Origin of the sequence: Streptomyces sp. NPDC007896, assembly GCF_042959425.1 — a bacterium.
Classification (GTDB): domain Bacteria; phylum Actinomycetota; class Actinomycetes; order Streptomycetales; family Streptomycetaceae; genus Streptomyces.
The window spans coordinates 299,370-315,541 of the sequence record NZ_JBIBKX010000007.1; the positions used below are offsets into that span (position 1 = coordinate 299,370).

A 16,172-nucleotide genomic window follows, 5' to 3' on the forward strand; every position below is an offset into this window, starting at 1 on the left:
CAAGGTTCGGAGGGTGCAGAGGCCGAACTGTGGATCTCGGTCGTGGTCAGGCTCGCCGCCGGGCGCGCTCGTCGCCCTTGCGGTAGAGCACCAGGTGCTCGTGGAAGAGAACGCCGTCGCGGATGTCGCCGGTCGCGGTGAAGCCGGTGTCGTCGACGTAGTCGAGGTGGTTGCCGGTGACGGCGTAGCTGCCGGTGTAGGCACTCTGACGGTTGCCGCGGGCCTCGTCGTAGCGGCCGTTCGGCAGCAGTTCCTGGCGGATGAAGCCGTCCGCGGTCACCCACATCCCGACATACGGGTGCGGGTCGCGGGGCGTGTCGTTGCTGGTCATGGCTCTACGGTCCGCCCGGCGGCCGGTGACAACCAGGCCGCGGTCTCCCCAGGTGAGGGCTTCCTGGGTGCCGCGCACCCAGTATCGCGAGCATCCGGGCTCTTCGTGCGGTGCGGCAGCGGTGCGGGCCGCCCGAGACCGCCCCAGGCCCTCTCCGCCGCACGCGGCTGGACGGATGGTGGGTGCCTGACACCTGGGGACACGGCGGCCTGGTTCCGATGCCATCGCGAGACGAACCTGGTGGTCAGGCAGCCGCAGTGGCTGCCGAACAGCCGCCGACTCCACTGGGGAGCATGCAATGAGCATCACCGACACCGTCACCGTGAGCTGGAACTCCAACGCCCTCGACGAGATCCTCTCGAACGACGAGGGGCGTCCCGTTCTGTTCACCAACGCCCGCATCCTGACGATGGACCCGCTGATCGGGACCATGACCGGCGCCGACCTGCTGTTCGTCGGCTCCCTGGTCGTAGGGGTCGGCCCCGCCATCGTCACCGCGGCACAGGACGACAACGCGATCGTCGTCGACTGCACCGGCATGACCATCGCCCCCGCGGTCGTGGACACCGTCGCGCTGGCCGGCGGCCGTGGTCACCGCTCGGAGTACGTCGCGACGCTGACCCCGGGCAACACCCCCGACTTCCTGGTGGTGCCCGACGCGCTCGCCGCCGACGTGCCGAGCGCGGTGGCCACACTCATGACCCGGCCGGAGCAGGTCCGCGCACTCGTCGCGTCCGGCCGGCCCGTCCTGTGGGCCGGCACCGACGTCCCCGGCCGGGCCACCGCCCCCGAGGCGGGCATCCCGGCCTCCGGTGACCTGACCGGCAGCCCGCGCGTCGGCGTCTGGATCGACAAGAACGACTTCCTGCACCAGGAGCTCACCGCCGACGGCCGCTACGACGAGACCCGGGGCGGCCGTTCGCACGCCTACCAGGGCCGGTACTGGATCGACGGCGACCGCATCGACTACCTGGACGACCTCGGCTTCTGGGCCTACGGAGAGTTCCAGGGCGACGAACTCCACCACGCGGGTTACGTCATGAAGCTGGGCTGACCCTCCCTCCGGTCGCCCTCCGCGCCCTCTCCGCCTTCCCCCTTCCCCGGCGTACGGCCCACTCTTCCGGCCGCCCACTCTCCCCGCCCCCTTACCGTCCCGGCCCCCTTACCCTCCCGGCCCTCTCACCCTTACGGAGACAAGACCCCTCATGAACGCCAACGTCACCACCAGTGCCGCCGTGCTCGAAGAGCTCCGGCGTCGGCCCGCCGACCGGCGGCGCATCCTGTTCACCGGCGCGACCATCGTCACCATGGACCCCGGCCTCGGTGTCATCGACCAAGGCGACCTTCTTGTCGAGGGCGACACGATCACCGCGGTCGGCCCCGGCCTGAGCGCGGGCGACGCCGTGGTCGTCGACGCCACGGGCACGATCCTCGCCCCCGGCTTCGTCGACACCCACCGGCACGCCTGGGAGGCCCAGCTGCGCCGGATCATGCCAGACGTCGACGACCTCGGCGGCTATGTCATGGCCACCCTGGCCGGCTACGCCACGGTCTACCGGCCCCAGGACATGTACATCGGCACCCGGCTGGCCGCGCTGACCGCGATCGACAGCGGCATCACGACCATGCTCGACTTCTCCCACAACTCCCGCACCCGCGAGCACTCCGACGCCGCCATCCAGGCCCTCCTCGACACCGGCATCCGCGGCGTGCACGCCTCCATGGGACCGCACTTCGGCGCGTGGGACCGGCAGTGGCCCGGCGACCTGACCCGCCTCAAGGACCAGTACTTCAGCAGCGACGACCAGTTGCTCACCCTGCGCCTGGCGACCCTGGCCACCGACGAGATCGCCGGACCGGCCCTCGCCTACGGTCCCGAACTCGCCCGCGTGGCAAAGGACCTGGGCATCGGAGTGAGCGTGGACGCCGTCTTCGGCACCTCCTCCTCCGAAGCGGTCCTGCGCTGGGCCAAGGACGGCATTCTCGGCCCCGACGTCACCCTCATCCACTCCACCGGACTGACCTTTGAGGCATGGAAGGCGATGGGGGAGACCGGCACCACGGTCGCCCTTGCCCCCACGTCCGACGCACAGATCGGCCTCGAGACCGCGATCCCCGCCGTCGACGAGGCCCTGTCCGTCGGCATCCGCCCCGGCCTGAGCATCGACGTCGAAGTCGCCCTGGCCAGCGACATGTTCACGCAGATGCGCGCCCTGCACGCCATCCAGCGGATGCGCGCGGTCAACGCCGTCTACGGCACCGACCAGCAGCCCTCCCGCATCACCACCCACGACGTCCTCGACTTCGCCACCCTCCAGGGCGCCCGCACCAACGGTCTGGCCGGCGTCACCGGCTCACTCACCCCGGGCAAGAAGGCCGACCTGCTGGTCGTCCAGGCCGAGGACCTCAACAACATGCCCCTCAACGACCCCATCGGCACCCTCGTGCTGGGCTCCGACGCCCGCAACATCACCGCCGTCCTCATCAACGGCGAGCCCCGCAAGTGGAACGGACAGGTCCTCGACGTCAACCTGCCCGCCCTGCGCAGCGAGGTGCACGCCTCGCGCGAGTACGTCCTGAACACCCCGGCCGCCTGAGCATCTCCCCGCCACCCGACCGTTCCCCTCCATCGTCCCCCGGCCGTTCCTTCCACGGCCGGGGGCACCCACCCGATCTCGGTGGTGCCATCGGCCGATCGTGCCGCGCGCAAAAACGCGGGGCGGCGACCAGACGCCCCCCTCTGGAGTTCCCATGTCCCACCCCACTCCCACCACTCCCACCACTCCCACCACTCCCACCACTCCCACCACTCCCACCACGTCCCCCCGGCACACAACAGCCGCGCCCAGCACCCCGGACCAGCCGCCCTCCTGGGCGCCCGCCGCCCCGACCATCGCGCTGCTGACCGCACTCGGCGTCCTGATGGTCGGCCAGATGTACACCGTCCTGGCCCTGCTGCATCCCATGGCCACCGCGCTCGGCACCACACCAGAGCAGGTCACCTGGACGGCCACGGCGTTCGGCTTCGCCTACGCCGCCGGGTTTCTGCTGGCCGGTCCGCTGTCGGACCGCTACGGTTCGCGCGCCGTGATCACGGCCGGGCTCGTGGCCTCCACGGCAGCCACCCTGGCGGTCAGCGCCGCCCCCAACCTCCCCACGGCCATCGCCCTGCGCAGCCTGCAGGGACTCACCGCAGCGACCTTCGCGCCCTCCGCGCTCTCCTACGTCGTCCACCACATCGCGCCACAGCGTCGCGGCACGGCTCTGACCTGCATCACCAGTGGCATGTTCGCCGCCGCCGTGCTCCTGCAGATCGGCGCCCAGGCCGTCGCGGAGGGGCTCGGCTGGCGCGCCGTCTTCTGGCTCGGCGCCGCCCTCATGGCCCTGAGCCTGATCCCGGTGCGCCGCGTCCTGCGGCCCACCCTCCGCCACGGCACCGGCGGCGGCCTGAGCCAGGCGTTCGCGGCGATGCCGCGACTACTGCGCCGGCCGCGCATGGTCGCCCTCTACCTGTCGACCGTGGCCCTGATGGCCTCCTTCGTCGCCGTCTACACGGCGGTGGCCATCGCCGGGCCGGCCGGCATCGCCGGGAACTCCTCCGCGATCCTCGCCCTGCGAGCCAGTGCGCTGCCCGCCCTGGTCGCCATCCCCGTGCTCGCCCGTGTGCTCCAGCGCCTGGCCGCACCCCTGCGCGCGGTCCTCGCCCTCGCGCTGGCCGCCCTCACCGTCGCGGCCGGCTCCTTCCTCGGCGGCCACACCGTGCCGCTGGCCCTCGCCCTGCTCCTGTTCGTGGCAGCCGTCGCGGCAGCGGCACCCGCCGTCGTCGAGACCATCAACGCCACGGCCCCGCACGCCCGCGGCGCGGCCGTCGCCCTCTACGGATGCAGCATGTTCATCGGCGCCAGCCTGGGCCCGCAGCTCACTGGCGCGCTGACCGGCCTCGGCTTCGGCGGCATCCTGCGCGTCGTCGCCGCCGCGCTCGTCCTCGGCGTCCTCCTGGCCCTGCCGGCCCTCCGCCACCACCGCACCCAATGACCCGGAGCCGGACCGCCGGCCCACCCCCGATCCCGCACAGCAAGGCCGCCGCCTGGGCATTGCCACCCCCCCCGTGACCCCTCCGCATGGCACAGGGCTTCTACCAACTCCTGTCTGCCCTCGATGAGATGGCCCCGCGCGACGAGCTAGTCTCCTCGCTTGTGACTGAACCCTCCTCTGTGACCGGGCCCTCCTCGCACCTCGGTGCGACAGCGGATGCCTACGACGCCGTCGCAGTCCGTTACGCCGAACTCTTCCGTAATGACCTCGACGCTCTTCCGCTGGATCGCGCGATGCTCGCCGCGTTCGCCGACCTCGTACGGACCACCGGCGCCGGGCCCGTCGCGGAGCTGGGATGCGGCCCGGGACGCATCACCGCACACCTGCGGGACCTGGGACTGGACGTCTTCGGCGTCGACCTGTCGCCGGTGATGATCGATCTCGCCCGCGAGGCATACCCGGACCTGCGGTTCGAGGTCGGCTCCATGGACGCCCTGGACCTGGCCGACGGCAAGCTGAACGGCATCGTGTCCTACTACTCGGTCATCCACACCCCACCGCAGGAGGTGCCCTCGTACTTCGCTGAGTTCCGGCGGATACTCGCGCCTGACGGCCACCTCTCGCTCGCTTTCTTCGAGTCGGAGGGCGAGCCGGTCACGGCGTTCGACCACAAAGTGGTGACGGCGTACCGATGGCCGATCGACGAACTCGCGGGGCTGGCCGGTGAAGCCGGGTTCGTCGAGGTCGGCCGGATGCTGCGTACGCCGCGCGAGGAGGAACGCCAGTTCCGCCATGGCCATCTGCTGATGCGCGCAGGCAAGTAGCTCAGGTGTGGACATGGGTGGCCACGGTCTTGGGGCCAGGGGAGATGAGACGGAATGATCGGGACCGTGTTCCGAAGCGAGGACGTGCCTGCGGAGGACAGGTTCGAGTACTGGCGGGAACTGGTCGGCCGGACGCGATCGAGTGACCTGATCAGTGCCCACACCGCCGACTACTGGGCGGAGTACCGGCTGATGGAGCTGGGGCCGGTGACCGTATGGCCGTCGTCGTTCCTGCCGACCCGCTACCGGCGGAGCGGAAAAATGGTGCGACGGTCCGACCCCGAGTTGTACCACCTGACGCTGCTGCTCGATGGAGGACTGGCTCTCGAACACGCCGGACGGACCGACACGTTCGGCCCGCGTGACCTGCACATGGTCGACGGCTCGCGGCCGTACGACCTCCGGCCGGCGGACGACCGGGATCGCCGAGCCGTCAAGGGGGTCGGTGTGGACTTCCCCAAGGCGTTGCTGCCCCTGCCGCCGCACCGCGTCCGGGAGTTGCTGGGCCGGGGGCTGTCGGGGCGGGAGGGTACCGGCGCTCTGCTGACCGAGTTCCTCGTTGGCCTGGACCGGCAGGCCGAAACCCTTCAGCCCTCCGACGCGCCACGCCTGGGTACGGTCGTACTCGACCTGGTGTCGGCCTGGTTCGCCCAGGTACTGGACGCAGAGGCCGCCCTTCCGCAGGAGACCCGCCAGCGGGCCACAGCACAACGCATCCAGGCGTTCATCCGGCAGAACCTCCACGACCCGGAGCTGACGCCGCCCGCGATCGCCGCCGCGCACCACATCTCCCGCAGCTACCTGTACCGGATCTTTCAGCAGCAGTCGCAGGGCGAGACGGTCGCGGCCTGGATCCGCCGCCGGCGGCTGGAGAGCGCCCGCCGCGACCTGGCCGACTCCTCGCTGCGCACCACGCCGATCCACGCGGTCGCCGCCCGCTGGGGCTTCCCCCGTGCCTCCGAATTCACCCGCGCCTTCCGCACCGCCTACGGGCTCTCCCCCAAGGAATACCGGCTCCAGGCACTCTCCCAGCGGGAGCAGATGCTCAGCCAATCCCCTGTGGACTGACTCCCTCCCCACTCAGCTGACGGGCGGGCGTCGATCGGTCCAGGAGTGTGCCAGTTCGAGGGTGCGAGATACCTGGAGCAGGAGGTCCTCCCGCCACGGTGCGGCGACGATCTGGACGCCGACGGGCAAGCCGGTGGCGTCGTCGTGGTGGACGGGGACGGAGATCGCCGGTTGGCCTGTCACGTTGAACACCGACGTGAACACACCCATCGGGTAGCTGTTCCGCAGTGCCATCAGGGGATCGGCGTCGGTGCCTGCACGCCAGGCTCCGACGAGCGGCGGGAGACACGCCATCGTGGGCGTGACCAGGAGGTCGAAGCCGGCGAGGAAGCCCTCGACGATGCGCCGCGACAACTGCTGGGTCTTCCGCACCCCTTCCGCGTAGGACCACGAGTCGATCGATCGTGCCGCGTCCCGCAGGGCACGGTTGTGGGGCTCGACCCGGTCCGGATCCGCCAGCGCGACTCCGCTGGCGCCGATGTTCCAGATGGTCGTGAAGGCCGCCACCAGCTCGTCGGTCGGGGGGAGCGGAAGGCGAGTGTCGACGATGTCGTGACCGGCCGACTCGAGCGTCCGAAGAGTGACGGTGACGGCTTCCGTACACGCCGGGTGCACGTGTATCCCGTCGATAGGGGAGGCCGTGAGCACACCGATCCGCAGCCCGGTCGGCAGGTCCGTCTGCATCGCGGTGGCGAAGGACCCGTGCGGGGTCGGGGGTGACCACCACGCGGCCGGATCATGGCGCGCCAGCACATCGAGGGCGGCCGCGGTGTCGGCCACCGTGCGGGTGAGCACGCCGCTGGTGCCGAGACCCTCGACGCTGACGGTCGCGTTGGTGACCAGGCCGCGGGTGGGTTTGAGCCCGACGAGACCGTTGCACGACGCGGGGATGCGGATCGACCCGCCGCCGTCTTCGGCGTGGGCGATGGGCGCCATCCCGGCGGCGACGGCAGCGCCCGCTCCGCTCGACGATCCGCCCGGCGTTCGATCCGGGTCCCACGGGCTGCGCGAGATGCCCAGGGCTTCGTTCTCGGTGAAGGGCAGGGCACCGAACTCGGACGTGGTGGTCTTGCCGAGCAGGATGAACCCCGCGTCCACGAACCGTTGCACGACCGGGTCCGATGCCGCGGCCGGCGCCCGACCGGCACCGGCGGACCCATGGGTGGTGGGCCATCCGGCCACGTCGAGCAGGTCCTTGATCGGCAGCGGGACGCCGAGGAACGGCGGGAGGTCTTCGGCCGACGGGGTCCGCGCCACCGCATCGGCCGCGGCAGCCGCGGCTTTGCGGACGTCGTCGTCGGCCCGGTGGCAGAAGGCGTTCAGCCGGGGGTCGAGCTCGTCCATCCGCTCGAGATAGCAGTCGGCCACCTCGACCGGACTCACCTCCTTTCGTCGTATGGCTGCGGCGAGTTCGACGGCCGGCGTGAACGGGTCGAACGGGTCGAACGGGTTGAACGGGTCAATCGGCGAGAGCGTCACGAGCGGTCCCTTCTGGTCCGCGGTGCTTGCAGAAGCCGTCAGTGTCGTCGCGCCTCCGCTATCCCGTCTTGGACGAATGTCGCGTAGCTTGGCGACATGCGATCCGCCGAGTCGGCTCATGACGCTGCGGCGGTGTGGGACATCGCCACCCCGTCCGGGCCCGGCCTGCTGCCAGGGGTCAGCATGGCCGGATTCAGCGCTCGTACCACGGAGTTCTTCGACCTGAGCGTGATTCCGTACCCGGCTGTCACGGTGGCCGTCAGCCTGGGCGACGAGCCGTTCACCGTCGACGACAGCAACGGCCGGCAGCAGAGCGGCAGTGTCGTCGTCGGACTCGTGCCCAGCGGCGTTCGAGGGCGCGGCCGTGACATCGAGTGCCTGCAGGTGCGGCTGTCGCCGGTGATCGCGCACGCCGTGCTGGGCGTCTCTTCGGAGCTGGGCGGGACGGTGGTCTCCCTCGACGACCTCTGGGGCCGCGATGCCGCGCGAACCCAAGAGCAACTGCGCGCTGCCAGGTCATGGGACGACCGGTTCGCGATCGCGCAGGCGGCGCTCGTTCGACGACACGAGGCAGGCCGAGCGATCGAGCCCGAAGTCGCCTTCGTGTGGCGGCAGATGGTGACGAACCTGGGAGGGGTTCGGGTCGAGCGGCTGGCAGCCGAGGTCGGCTGGAGCCGTAAGCGACTGTGGTCCCGGTTCCGGGCCCAGATCGGTCTCCACCCCAAGCGCGCTGCTCAGCTTGTCCGTTTCGACCACGCGGCCCACCGTCTGGCCGCGGGGCACAGCGCCGCACGGGTGGCGGCGGAGATCGGCTACGTCGACCAGTCCCACCTCCATCGGGATGTCATGGCCTTCGCCGGTGTGACGCCCACGGCCGTTGCGGCTGCGCCGTGGCTTGCGGTCGACGACGTCGCGTGGGCCGCCCCCGAGTACCTGTCCAAGTCCTGACCCGACGATCAGCATTCGACGATCTGAACCCGACGGTCTGCATTCGACAGTCTGCGCCCGGCAGGCGCGAGGCCGGTAGCGCCGTCACGGGGGAACATTTCTACAAGCCGCCCGGCAGTTGAGCTTGTGACACTGCGCGTATGTCCAAGAACCGGGATGACTCCCCACCGCCGCGCCTTCAGCCGCCGCGGTACGGCGTTGACGCTCCAGCGTTCCCTGCGACACTCGGCGCCGTCGGCGCGGCCTGCTGCCTCGCCGCCGGCCGGTGGCGGCCAGGACGGAACGCGATGGTGACCGCGGGGACGGTACTGCTTGCCAGCACCGGCATCTACCTGCACACCACACTGCACGGCAAGCTCCGCATCTGGAGGCAGGAGCTGGACCGGGCCGACTTGAAGGGTGACGAGCAGCTGCTGGACCTGGGCTGCGGTCGCGGCGCGGTGTTGATCGAGGCGGCCAGGCGGCTGCCGACGGGACACGCCGTGGGCGTGGACCTGTGGTCCGGGAAGGACCAGAGCGGTAACCGGCCCGAGGCCACGCTCGCCAACGCCGCTGCGGCAGGGGTCGCCGACCGGGTGGAAGTACGTACGGCCGACATGACCGCGTTGCCGTTTGCGGACGACTCCTTCGACGTCGTGACGAGCGCGCTGGCGATCCACAACATCCCGTCCCCCGAGGGGCGATACCGCGCGGTGGACGAGGCCATGCGGGTGCTGCGCCCGGGCGGGCAGTTGCTCGTCGCCGACTTCTGGCCCATGGCCAGGAAGTACGCCGAGCACATCGGCCAGGGCACGCTGCGCGGACTCGGCCCCGGGTACTGGTACGGCGGCCCGTGGCTCGGCATCACACTTCTGCATGCCGTCAAGCGCCGCTGAGCATGTTGCCCACGGAAACGCGACAGGTCAGCCGTCTACTATGGCCCTACGTATTCGATGGCGTGAGGGAGTCGGGCCATGCGGCGGCTGGGGGATCTGGAGGCGGAGATCATGGACCGCCTCTGGACGTGGGACCGTCCGGCAACAGTGCGCGAGGTAGTCGACGACATCAACAGGACCCGCCCCATCGCGTACACCACGGTGATGACCGTCACGAACATCCTTTACACGAAGGGCTGGCTGCTGCGGGGCAAGCAGGGGCGCGCCTGGCTGTACGCCCCGGTCCGCAGCCGTGAGGCCTACGCCGCCGCGCTCATGGAGGACGGCCTGGGGGAGAGCCAGGACCGCTCGGCCGCGCTGCGCCACTTCGTGGAGAACATGTCGCAGGAAGAAGTGGCCGCACTGCGCGGGGCTCTGCGCAACATGGGCCGACAGACGAAGCCGTGAACTCATGCTTCCTGAGTTCTCCGCCGCAGTCGGTCAAGGCTTCGCCATGTGCCACCGGTGGTTGAGCGGGCGGGAGTTGCTCAACGTACTAAGGGAGTAAGTAGTAGGTCCGGCGAAGGGAAACTCCGTGATCCAGCGACGCATCGTCCTCCTCTCGGCCGCAGGGCTCGCCTCCGCGTTCCTTCTGGCGGCGTGCGGCAGCTCGACGGAAAAGACCTCCACCGGTACGAGCCCCGGCAACGCCGTTCCGGTCGCCACGGCCGCCTCGGAGTCCGCGACCTCTGCGCCGACCGCCTCGGAACCCACGCCCTCCGCACCGGCCGCCGGCGGTGACTCCGGCAGCGGGCACACGGCCGCAACCACCATGGTGATGGCCAGGACGGTCAACGGCACGGGCAGCGTGGTGACCGACGACAAGGGGATGACCCTCTACCGCTACGACAAGGACCAGGCGAATCCGTCCAAGTGGACGTGCGCCGGCGAGTGCACGAAGACGTGGATACCCGTCATAGTGCAGGACTCCGTACAGACCACGGGGGTCGAGAAGAGCCTTCTCGGTACGGTCCACCGGAAGGGCATGAAACAGCTCACCCTCGGCGGCTGGCCGCTGTACCGATACGCGGGCGACACACAGGCCGGACAGGCGAACGGCCAGGCCAAGGGCAATACGTGGTACGCCGTCGCCCCGTCCGGCGCGAAGTCCACCATCACGGGCTGAGCCCGGAGACACGACCGAGGGGCCGCTGCCGCGTATCTTCCCCGGATCATCCGGGAACCTGGGGTCCGCGGACGAGTTCGTGCGCCCCAGGACTGACGGCCGTGACGGGTCGTAGGACGGCCCTTCCCGCCCGGTCCCCGCGTGTATCGACATCGACAGCCTAGGCTGCGATCCGGCACCGGCCCCGATCCCACCCAGGAGCGCACACCGTGTTCGACCCCGCACCGGAGTATCCGTACCCCGACGTCCACCGACCGGATGAAGCGCCCACCCCGCACGCGCTTCTCGCACCGGTGATCGGACTCCTGGGCACCTGGCACGGGCGGGGCCACGGCGGGTATCCGACGCTCGCCGGGGATTTCGCGTACGCGCAGGAGGTCACCTTCAGCCACGACGGCCGCCCCTTCCTCCGCTACGAGGCCCGGGCCTGGTTGCTGGACGCCGACGACACACCGCTGCGCCCGTCGGCTCGGGAGAGCGGCTGGTGGCGGCTGCAGCCCGACGGCCGGGTGGAGGCACTGATCACCCAGCCCACCGGCATCGCCGAGATCGCCGTCGGCCGCGCGGCCGACAACACGGTCGACCTCTCCACCCACGAGGTGGCCCTCACGCCCACGGCCAAGGAGGTCAACGCCACGCGTCGGACCTACGACCTGATCGACGACGACACGCTCACGTTCGTCCACGACCTCGCGGCGATGGGGCAGCCGTTGCAGCACCACCTCTCGGCGACGCTACGGCGCAAGGCATAGGTGCGCGGCGAGGTTGTTGAGCGGTACCGCTGGGACGTGGTGCGGGGCGGGTCACTCGGGTTCGGCAAGTGAGCGTCTCCAGGAAGGCATCGGGAAATGCCTGCGTCAGCGCGTTCCTGAACGTCTCCGGGCTTGCCTGCCATGCGGCCGGATTCTCGGCGTCAGTTGTCGGGCGCCTGCGGCGGCGTGGGTCGCAGGCCGTCCAGGGTGAGGTCGAGGAGGCGTTCCGCCTGTTCGCGTTGGTCGGGGCCGGCCGAGGTGAGGGCGATGCCGGCGAGGGCGGCGAACATGTCGGTCGGGCTGATGTCGGTGCGGATCGCGCCGGCGGCGGTTCCGGCGTTCATGAGGGAGGTGAGGGCGGCCTGAATCAGCTCGTGGCTCTCGGCGTAGGGGTTGGTTCCCGAGGCGACGACGGCTCGTAGGGCGTCGGCCATGCCGAGTTTGGCGGTGGCGTAGTCGATGAAGCGACGCGTCCAGGCGCGTAGGGCCTCGCGGGGCGGCATCGTCGCCAGGAGCTCGGGGACGGCCTCGCACAGCCGGGCCACCTCGTTGCAGTACGCGGCCTCGATCAGGGCCTCCCGGGTCGGGAAGTTATGACATGCCCTCGTTCCTCCTGCGAAAGGACTGTCGATCATGTCGGGAATCGAAGGCAAGGTAGTGGCGATCACAGGTGCCGGCAGCGGCATCGGCGAGGCGACCGCGCTCCTGCTCGCCGAGCGCGGCGCCCGAGTCGTCCTCGGGGCGCGCCGTGCGGAGCGTCTCGAGGCCCTGGCCGCCCGTATCGAAAAGGCGGGCGGTGAAGCCGCCTGGGTCCGTACGGACGTGACGCGGCGCGAGGATCTGTCCGGCCTCGTACGGCTGGCCCGCGAGCGGTACGGCAAGCTCGACGTCCTCGTCAGCAACGCCGGAGTCGGTCTGATCTCCCGCCTGGACGACCTCCGTGTCGAGGACTGGGAGGAGATGATCGACGTCAACCTCAGAGGCGTGCTGTACGGGATCGCCGAAGCCCTGCCGGTCTTCCGGGAGCAGGGCTTCGGGCACTTCGTCAACATCGTGTCCACCGCCGGACTGCGCGTCACTCCGCTCCAGGCGGTGTACGCCGCCACGAAGAACGCCGTCCGTACCCTCTCCGAGGGCCTGCGCCAGGAGGCCGGCGAGGGCCTGCGTGTCACCGTCGTCTCGCCGGGGTTCGTCCGCACGGACTTCGCCGACCGCATGGATTCCGAGGTGAAGGTCCAGATCGTCGAAAAAATGGACAGCATCGCGATCCCGCCGGCCGCGGTGGCCCGCGCCGTCGCCTTCGCCGTCGAGCAGCCGGACGGTGTAGACGTGGGTGACATCGTCGTGCGTCCCACCGCGCAGGACTGAGGTCCGTTTCGCCGCCGCGCCACGCCATGCCGCGTCATGGCCTGCCGACGCCCGGTTGTGGGGCGCGTACACGTGATCCGAGTCACGTCAGGTTCCCGTCAGTGAAGTGGCCCGAAGCCGTCAGCCTGCTCCGATCTCATAGGCCCCAGAGCCCCTCTGAGACCCCGCTCCCCGTTCCGGGGGAGCCCCCCACCGAGGAGTGACATGGCTGAGACACTGACTGGAACCGCGAGCGACGCGGCCGAAGAGTTCCCCGAGTTCGTGCCGCCCAGGGCGGCCGCCTGTCCGTTCGCGCCGCCGCCGGCCCTCGCGGAGATCCGCGAGGAGAAGCCGATCAGCAAGGTGCGGATCTGGGACGGCAGTACGCCCTGGCTCATCACCCGCCACGAGGACCTGCGGGCCGTCCTCGGCGACCCCCGCGTCAGCGTCGACGACAAGCGGCCCGGCTTTCCGTTCCCGAAGAAGGCCATGGCGGAGAACGCGCACCACCACCCCGACACGCTCTTCAACACGGACGCCCCCGTCCACACCCGGCTCCGCCGGATGCTGACCTCCTCCTTCACCGCCAAGCGGATGGCGGCCTTGCGCCCCGCCATCCAGAAGGTCACCGACGAGCACATCGACGCGATGCTGGCCGGGCCGAAGCCGGCCGACCTGGTCCAGGTACTGGGTCTGCCCATTCCGACGCTGATGATCTGCGAACTGCTCGGAGTCCCTTACGGGGACCACGAGTTCTTCCAGTACCACGCCACCGTCGCGGTCAGCCAGACGTCATCGGCCGAGCAGGACCGCGAGTCGAGCGTCGCGCTCGGCGAGTACCTGGCCCGGCAGATCCAGGCCAAGACGGAGAACCCCGCCGAGGACGCGCTGTCCGACCTGGCGGCCCTGGTCAAGGCCGGTGAACTGACGATGGGTGAGGCATCCCTCATGGCCGTCATCCTGCTCATCGCCGGGCACGAGACCAGCGCGAACATGATCGCGCTCGGCACCCTCGCGCTGTTGGAGCACCCGGAGCAGCTCGCCCTGCTGCGTGAGACGGACGATCCGAAGGTCGTGGCCGGAGCGGTCGAGGAGCTGCTGCGCTATCTGACCATCGCCCACACCGGCCAGCGCCGGATCGCCCTGGAGGACATCGAGATCGGCGGCGAGGTCATCCGCGCCGGGGACGGCATCATCGTCTCCCTTCCCGCCGCCAACTGGGACCCGGAGGCCTTCCCGGAGCCCGACCGCCTCGACCTGCTCCGCGACGCCCGCCAGCACAACGCGTTCGCCTTCGGCGTGCACCAGTGCCTGGGCCAGCAGCTCGCCCGCGTAGAGCTCCAGGTCGTCTACGGCACGCTCTACCGGCGCGTCCCCACGCTGCGACTGGCCACCACGCTGGAGGAGATCGACTTCAAGGAAGACGCGATGGCCTACGGCGTCGCCGCGCTGCCGGTCACCTGGTAGCCCGTAGCCCGTAGCCCTTCGACACCAGTAGGGCATACGAAGGGACATGCGAAGGGACGCAGGAAGGGGTATACGAAGGGCGAGGGCCCCTGATCATGCCGGGCGCGTGCGTCGAGGACGTCCGTGTTCATGGCCCGGGGCCGTCGGCGTGCCGCTGGATGAACCGTTCCGAGTTCTGGATCTCGTCCCGGACACGCGGCAACCCTGGTGGTGTCAGGCACCGTTCCGGCTGCGCTATGATTGATCTTGAGCAGCCCGCCGGAAGATTTCGGCGGTAGGCCTCGCGTTGGTGGTCCAAGGAAAGACGCCCCGCTTCCTGCGGGGAGATGCAGGTGCAAGGCCTGCCCGGCGCTCCACAGCCCCGCCTCCTGTACTCCGGAGGCGGGGCTTGTTTCATTTCGCCCCAAGCCTCCCTGCCGCCAGCTGTCTCCCTCCTGTCTCTGCCTCCCGCCCCTGCCTCTGACCCCCTGTCCCTGCCCCCGGGAATGCGCCGACCAGGTCCGCTGTTACAGCACACGTAGCTGACATGCGCGAGTCAAGATCGCGTGATGTGGGCGGAAGGAGCACCTCATGGCACGCAACAGCGCGCGACCCGTCGTCACGCTGAGGTCGACAGCCGGGACCGGCGTCACCTACGTGACGCGGAAGAACCGCGGAAACGACCCCGACCGGCTCGTCCTGCGCAAGTACGACCCGGTGGTCGGTGAGCACGTCCCGTTCCGGGAGGAGCGCTGAGCCGAGCCCGGCGCCACCGGGCGAACCGCCACAGGACCGTCGACCGCCACAAGGGAGGAAACCTCATGAAGCCTCGCATCCACCCCGAATCCCGTCCCGTCGTCTTCCGTGACCGGGCCGCGGACGTCGCGTTTCTGACCCGTTCGACCGCGCACTCGTCGAAGACGATCGAGTGGGAGGACGGGAGCACCTACCCGGTGATCGACGTCGAGATCTCGTCGGCGAGCCATCCGTTCTACACCGGGACCTCGCGGGTCCTGGACACAGCAGGCCGTGTGGAGCGCTTCGAGCGTCGTTACGGCCGTACGGCCTCGCCGCGGCACTGACGGCGGGCCGATCGCCGGCACGACCGGCTTCCATCACGACCGGTGTCATGTGTGACGTCAGGCATGACCGGTTCACAGCATGACCGTTCCCCGCACGAGGAGGGCAGATCCATGAAGGTGCGCAAGTCCTTGCGTTCACTGAAGTCCAAGCCGGGGGCTCAGGTGGTCCGTCGGCGAGGCGTGGTCTTCGTCGTCAACAAGAAGAACCCGCGCTTCAAGGCCCGTCAGGGCTGACGGCACACCACCCGGAGGCAGGCGGCGACGAGGAGCGGATTCATCCACCCGGCTAGGTGCTGCGTGGCTGCGTGCCGGACGTCAGGGCACCCCAGATGTCGTCGCTCTCCCGGATCACATAGAGCGGATCCCTACGTGGTTTCCAGCCGCGGGAAACCACGTAGTACCGCCCATCGCGTTCCAGGAGCAGCCGCACCCCGGCCCAGCGCGTCACATCACGAGCGCGCTCCTTGGCGTCCCGCTCTCCGAGCTGCCAGGTGATCTGGGTCAGTGCCCAGAACAGGATGACGGCCGCCGCGAAGAACGGGACCGCCTTGTGCCGGAGACCGGCTCGACGGTCGCTCGTCGTGTCCCGGCGCTGGCCGAGGAGGAGACCGGCCGCGACGGTGAGCGGGGCGACCCAGCCGTACGGTGCGATGGCCGACGACATCACGAGCAGCACCAGCCCGGCGCCGACCACCACCAGGTGGAGACGTGCCGCCGCTGTGCGAAGAGGCGATCGGTCGTGCTCGACATGCTCGCTCACGTGCTGGGAGGCGCCGGTGATGCGTCGGCGTGCGCGTTGTTGTCGGGCGCTGTTCCGGAC

General features: G+C 70.0%; 19 protein-coding genes. 15 read left to right on the forward strand and 4 right to left on the reverse strand.

Annotated features, from left to right (window positions below):
* Positions 1-46: 46 nt before the first annotated feature.
* Positions 47-331 (reverse strand): Atu4866 domain-containing protein, encoded by a 285-nt coding sequence (locus ACFZDJ_RS24075; protein WP_391061286.1) that lies wholly within the window; start codon positions 329-331, stop codon positions 47-49.
* A 298-nt stretch (positions 332-629) separates the two neighbouring features.
* On the opposite strand from ACFZDJ_RS24075, the gene ACFZDJ_RS24080 reads away from it, so the two are divergent.
* The 5 genes from ACFZDJ_RS24080 to ACFZDJ_RS24100 all read left to right on the forward strand — a co-directional run bounded on the left by ACFZDJ_RS24080 (position 630) and on the right by ACFZDJ_RS24100 (position 6,258).
* Positions 630-1,385 carry an Atu4866 domain-containing protein gene (locus ACFZDJ_RS24080; protein ID WP_391061289.1) on the forward strand — a complete coding sequence of 252 codons (756 nt, stop codon included), beginning with the start codon at positions 630-632 and terminating at the stop codon, positions 1,383-1,385.
* A gap of 151 nt (positions 1,386-1,536) precedes the next feature.
* Entirely contained in the window at positions 1,537-2,928 is a 1,392-nt protein-coding gene (locus tag ACFZDJ_RS24085) for an amidohydrolase family protein (RefSeq protein ID WP_391061292.1), read from the forward strand.
* 154 nt (positions 2,929-3,082) lie between these two features.
* Entirely contained in the window at positions 3,083-4,366 is a 1,284-nt protein-coding gene (locus tag ACFZDJ_RS24090; RefSeq protein WP_391061295.1) for an MFS transporter, read from the forward strand.
* 179 nt (positions 4,367-4,545) lie between these two features.
* Complete coding sequence (locus tag ACFZDJ_RS24095) at positions 4,546-5,190, forward strand: methyltransferase domain-containing protein (protein WP_391061706.1); 645 nt, start codon at positions 4,546-4,548, stop codon at positions 5,188-5,190.
* 54 nt (positions 5,191-5,244) lie between these two features.
* Positions 5,245-6,258 carry a helix-turn-helix domain-containing protein gene (locus ACFZDJ_RS24100; RefSeq protein WP_391061298.1) on the forward strand — a complete coding sequence of 338 codons (1,014 nt, stop codon included), beginning with the start codon at positions 5,245-5,247 and terminating at the stop codon, positions 6,256-6,258.
* Between the two features lie 12 nt (positions 6,259-6,270).
* Here ACFZDJ_RS24100 and ACFZDJ_RS24105 read toward each other — a convergent pair whose 3' ends face one another.
* Positions 6,271-7,737, reverse strand: coding sequence for an amidase family protein (locus ACFZDJ_RS24105; RefSeq protein WP_391061300.1), 1,467 nt, complete (start codon positions 7,735-7,737; stop codon positions 6,271-6,273).
* A gap of 96 nt (positions 7,738-7,833) precedes the next feature.
* Between ACFZDJ_RS24105 and ACFZDJ_RS24110 the strand changes: the two genes are divergently transcribed.
* The 5 genes from ACFZDJ_RS24110 to ACFZDJ_RS24130 all read left to right on the forward strand — a co-directional run bounded on the left by ACFZDJ_RS24110 (position 7,834) and on the right by ACFZDJ_RS24130 (position 11,477).
* Positions 7,834-8,685, forward strand: a complete 852-nt coding sequence (locus tag ACFZDJ_RS24110) for a helix-turn-helix domain-containing protein (RefSeq protein WP_391061303.1) — start codon at positions 7,834-7,836, stop codon at positions 8,683-8,685.
* Positions 8,686-8,972: 287 nt separating this feature from the next.
* Positions 8,973-9,560 (forward strand): methyltransferase domain-containing protein, encoded by a 588-nt coding sequence (locus tag ACFZDJ_RS24115; protein ID WP_391061305.1) that lies wholly within the window; start codon positions 8,973-8,975, stop codon positions 9,558-9,560.
* A gap of 78 nt (positions 9,561-9,638) precedes the next feature.
* Complete coding sequence (locus ACFZDJ_RS24120) at positions 9,639-10,007, forward strand: BlaI/MecI/CopY family transcriptional regulator (RefSeq protein WP_390929595.1); 369 nt, start codon at positions 9,639-9,641, stop codon at positions 10,005-10,007.
* A 127-nt stretch (positions 10,008-10,134) separates the two neighbouring features.
* Positions 10,135-10,725 carry a hypothetical protein gene (locus ACFZDJ_RS24125; RefSeq protein WP_391061307.1) on the forward strand — a complete coding sequence of 197 codons (591 nt, stop codon included), beginning with the start codon at positions 10,135-10,137 and terminating at the stop codon, positions 10,723-10,725.
* A 209-nt stretch (positions 10,726-10,934) separates the two neighbouring features.
* Positions 10,935-11,477, forward strand: a complete 543-nt coding sequence (locus ACFZDJ_RS24130) for a heme-binding beta-barrel domain-containing protein (RefSeq protein WP_390929591.1) — start codon at positions 10,935-10,937, stop codon at positions 11,475-11,477.
* Positions 11,478-11,638: 161 nt separating this feature from the next.
* Here the strand turns inward: ACFZDJ_RS24130 and ACFZDJ_RS24135 are convergent, their stop codons facing one another.
* A complete protein-coding gene (locus tag ACFZDJ_RS24135; RefSeq protein ID WP_391061310.1) occupies positions 11,639-12,112 on the reverse strand; it encodes a TetR/AcrR family transcriptional regulator in 474 nt (157 codons plus the stop codon).
* On the opposite strand from ACFZDJ_RS24135, the gene ACFZDJ_RS24140 reads away from it, so the two are divergent.
* The 5 genes from ACFZDJ_RS24140 (at position 12,111) to ykgO (ending at position 15,586) form a co-directional block, all read left to right on the forward strand.
* Positions 12,111-12,845 carry an SDR family NAD(P)-dependent oxidoreductase gene (locus tag ACFZDJ_RS24140; RefSeq protein ID WP_391061313.1) on the forward strand — a complete coding sequence of 245 codons (735 nt, stop codon included), beginning with the start codon at positions 12,111-12,113 and terminating at the stop codon, positions 12,843-12,845. The two genes, ACFZDJ_RS24135 and ACFZDJ_RS24140, sit on opposite strands and share 2 nt — an antisense overlap.
* 204 nt (positions 12,846-13,049) lie before the next feature.
* Positions 13,050-14,291, forward strand: coding sequence for a cytochrome P450 (locus tag ACFZDJ_RS24145; RefSeq protein WP_391061316.1), 1,242 nt, complete (start codon positions 13,050-13,052; stop codon positions 14,289-14,291).
* A 570-nt stretch (positions 14,292-14,861) separates the two neighbouring features.
* Positions 14,862-15,026, forward strand: a complete 165-nt coding sequence (rpmG, locus tag ACFZDJ_RS24150) for a 50S ribosomal protein L33 (RefSeq protein WP_054230143.1) — start codon at positions 14,862-14,864, stop codon at positions 15,024-15,026.
* Between the two features lie 65 nt (positions 15,027-15,091).
* Entirely contained in the window at positions 15,092-15,352 is a 261-nt protein-coding gene (locus tag ACFZDJ_RS24155) for a type B 50S ribosomal protein L31 (RefSeq protein ID WP_360263586.1), read from the forward strand.
* A 111-nt stretch (positions 15,353-15,463) separates the two neighbouring features.
* Positions 15,464-15,586 carry a type B 50S ribosomal protein L36 gene (gene ykgO / locus ACFZDJ_RS24160; protein WP_054244622.1) on the forward strand — a complete coding sequence of 41 codons (123 nt, stop codon included), beginning with the start codon at positions 15,464-15,466 and terminating at the stop codon, positions 15,584-15,586.
* A 52-nt stretch (positions 15,587-15,638) separates the two neighbouring features.
* Here the strand turns inward: ykgO and ACFZDJ_RS24165 are convergent, their stop codons facing one another.
* Positions 15,639-16,112 carry a hypothetical protein gene (locus ACFZDJ_RS24165; protein ID WP_391061319.1) on the reverse strand — a complete coding sequence of 158 codons (474 nt, stop codon included), beginning with the start codon at positions 16,110-16,112 and terminating at the stop codon, positions 15,639-15,641.
* Between the last annotated feature and the right edge of the window lie 60 nt (positions 16,113-16,172).

What these genes read in the sequence shown, in the direction of transcription:
- ACFZDJ_RS24075 (WP_391061286.1), bottom strand. Translation starts at nt 331, where the DNA reads ATGACCAGCAACGACACGCCCCGCGACCCGCACCCGTATGTCGGGATG.
- ACFZDJ_RS24080 (WP_391061289.1), top strand. Translation starts at nt 630, where the DNA reads ATGAGCATCACCGACACCGTCACCGTGAGCTGGAACTCCAACGCCCTC.
- ACFZDJ_RS24085 (WP_391061292.1), top strand. Translation starts at nt 1,537, where the DNA reads ATGAACGCCAACGTCACCACCAGTGCCGCCGTGCTCGAAGAGCTCCGG.
- ACFZDJ_RS24090 (WP_391061295.1), top strand. Translation starts at nt 3,083, where the DNA reads ATGTCCCACCCCACTCCCACCACTCCCACCACTCCCACCACTCCCACC.
- ACFZDJ_RS24100 (WP_391061298.1), top strand. Translation starts at nt 5,245, where the DNA reads ATGATCGGGACCGTGTTCCGAAGCGAGGACGTGCCTGCGGAGGACAGG.
- ACFZDJ_RS24110 (WP_391061303.1), top strand. Translation starts at nt 7,834, where the DNA reads ATGCGATCCGCCGAGTCGGCTCATGACGCTGCGGCGGTGTGGGACATC.
- ACFZDJ_RS24115 (WP_391061305.1), top strand. Translation starts at nt 8,973, where the DNA reads ATGGTGACCGCGGGGACGGTACTGCTTGCCAGCACCGGCATCTACCTG.
- ACFZDJ_RS24120 (WP_390929595.1), top strand. Translation starts at nt 9,639, where the DNA reads ATGCGGCGGCTGGGGGATCTGGAGGCGGAGATCATGGACCGCCTCTGG.
- ACFZDJ_RS24140 (WP_391061313.1), top strand. Translation starts at nt 12,111, where the DNA reads ATGTCGGGAATCGAAGGCAAGGTAGTGGCGATCACAGGTGCCGGCAGC.
- ACFZDJ_RS24135 (WP_391061310.1), bottom strand. Translation starts at nt 12,112, where the DNA reads ATGATCGACAGTCCTTTCGCAGGAGGAACGAGGGCATGTCATAACTTC.
- ACFZDJ_RS24145 (WP_391061316.1), top strand. Translation starts at nt 13,050, where the DNA reads ATGGCTGAGACACTGACTGGAACCGCGAGCGACGCGGCCGAAGAGTTC.
- rpmG (WP_054230143.1), top strand. Translation starts at nt 14,862, where the DNA reads ATGGCACGCAACAGCGCGCGACCCGTCGTCACGCTGAGGTCGACAGCC.
- ACFZDJ_RS24155 (WP_360263586.1), top strand. Translation starts at nt 15,092, where the DNA reads ATGAAGCCTCGCATCCACCCCGAATCCCGTCCCGTCGTCTTCCGTGAC.
- ykgO (WP_054244622.1), top strand. Translation starts at nt 15,464, where the DNA reads ATGAAGGTGCGCAAGTCCTTGCGTTCACTGAAGTCCAAGCCGGGGGCT.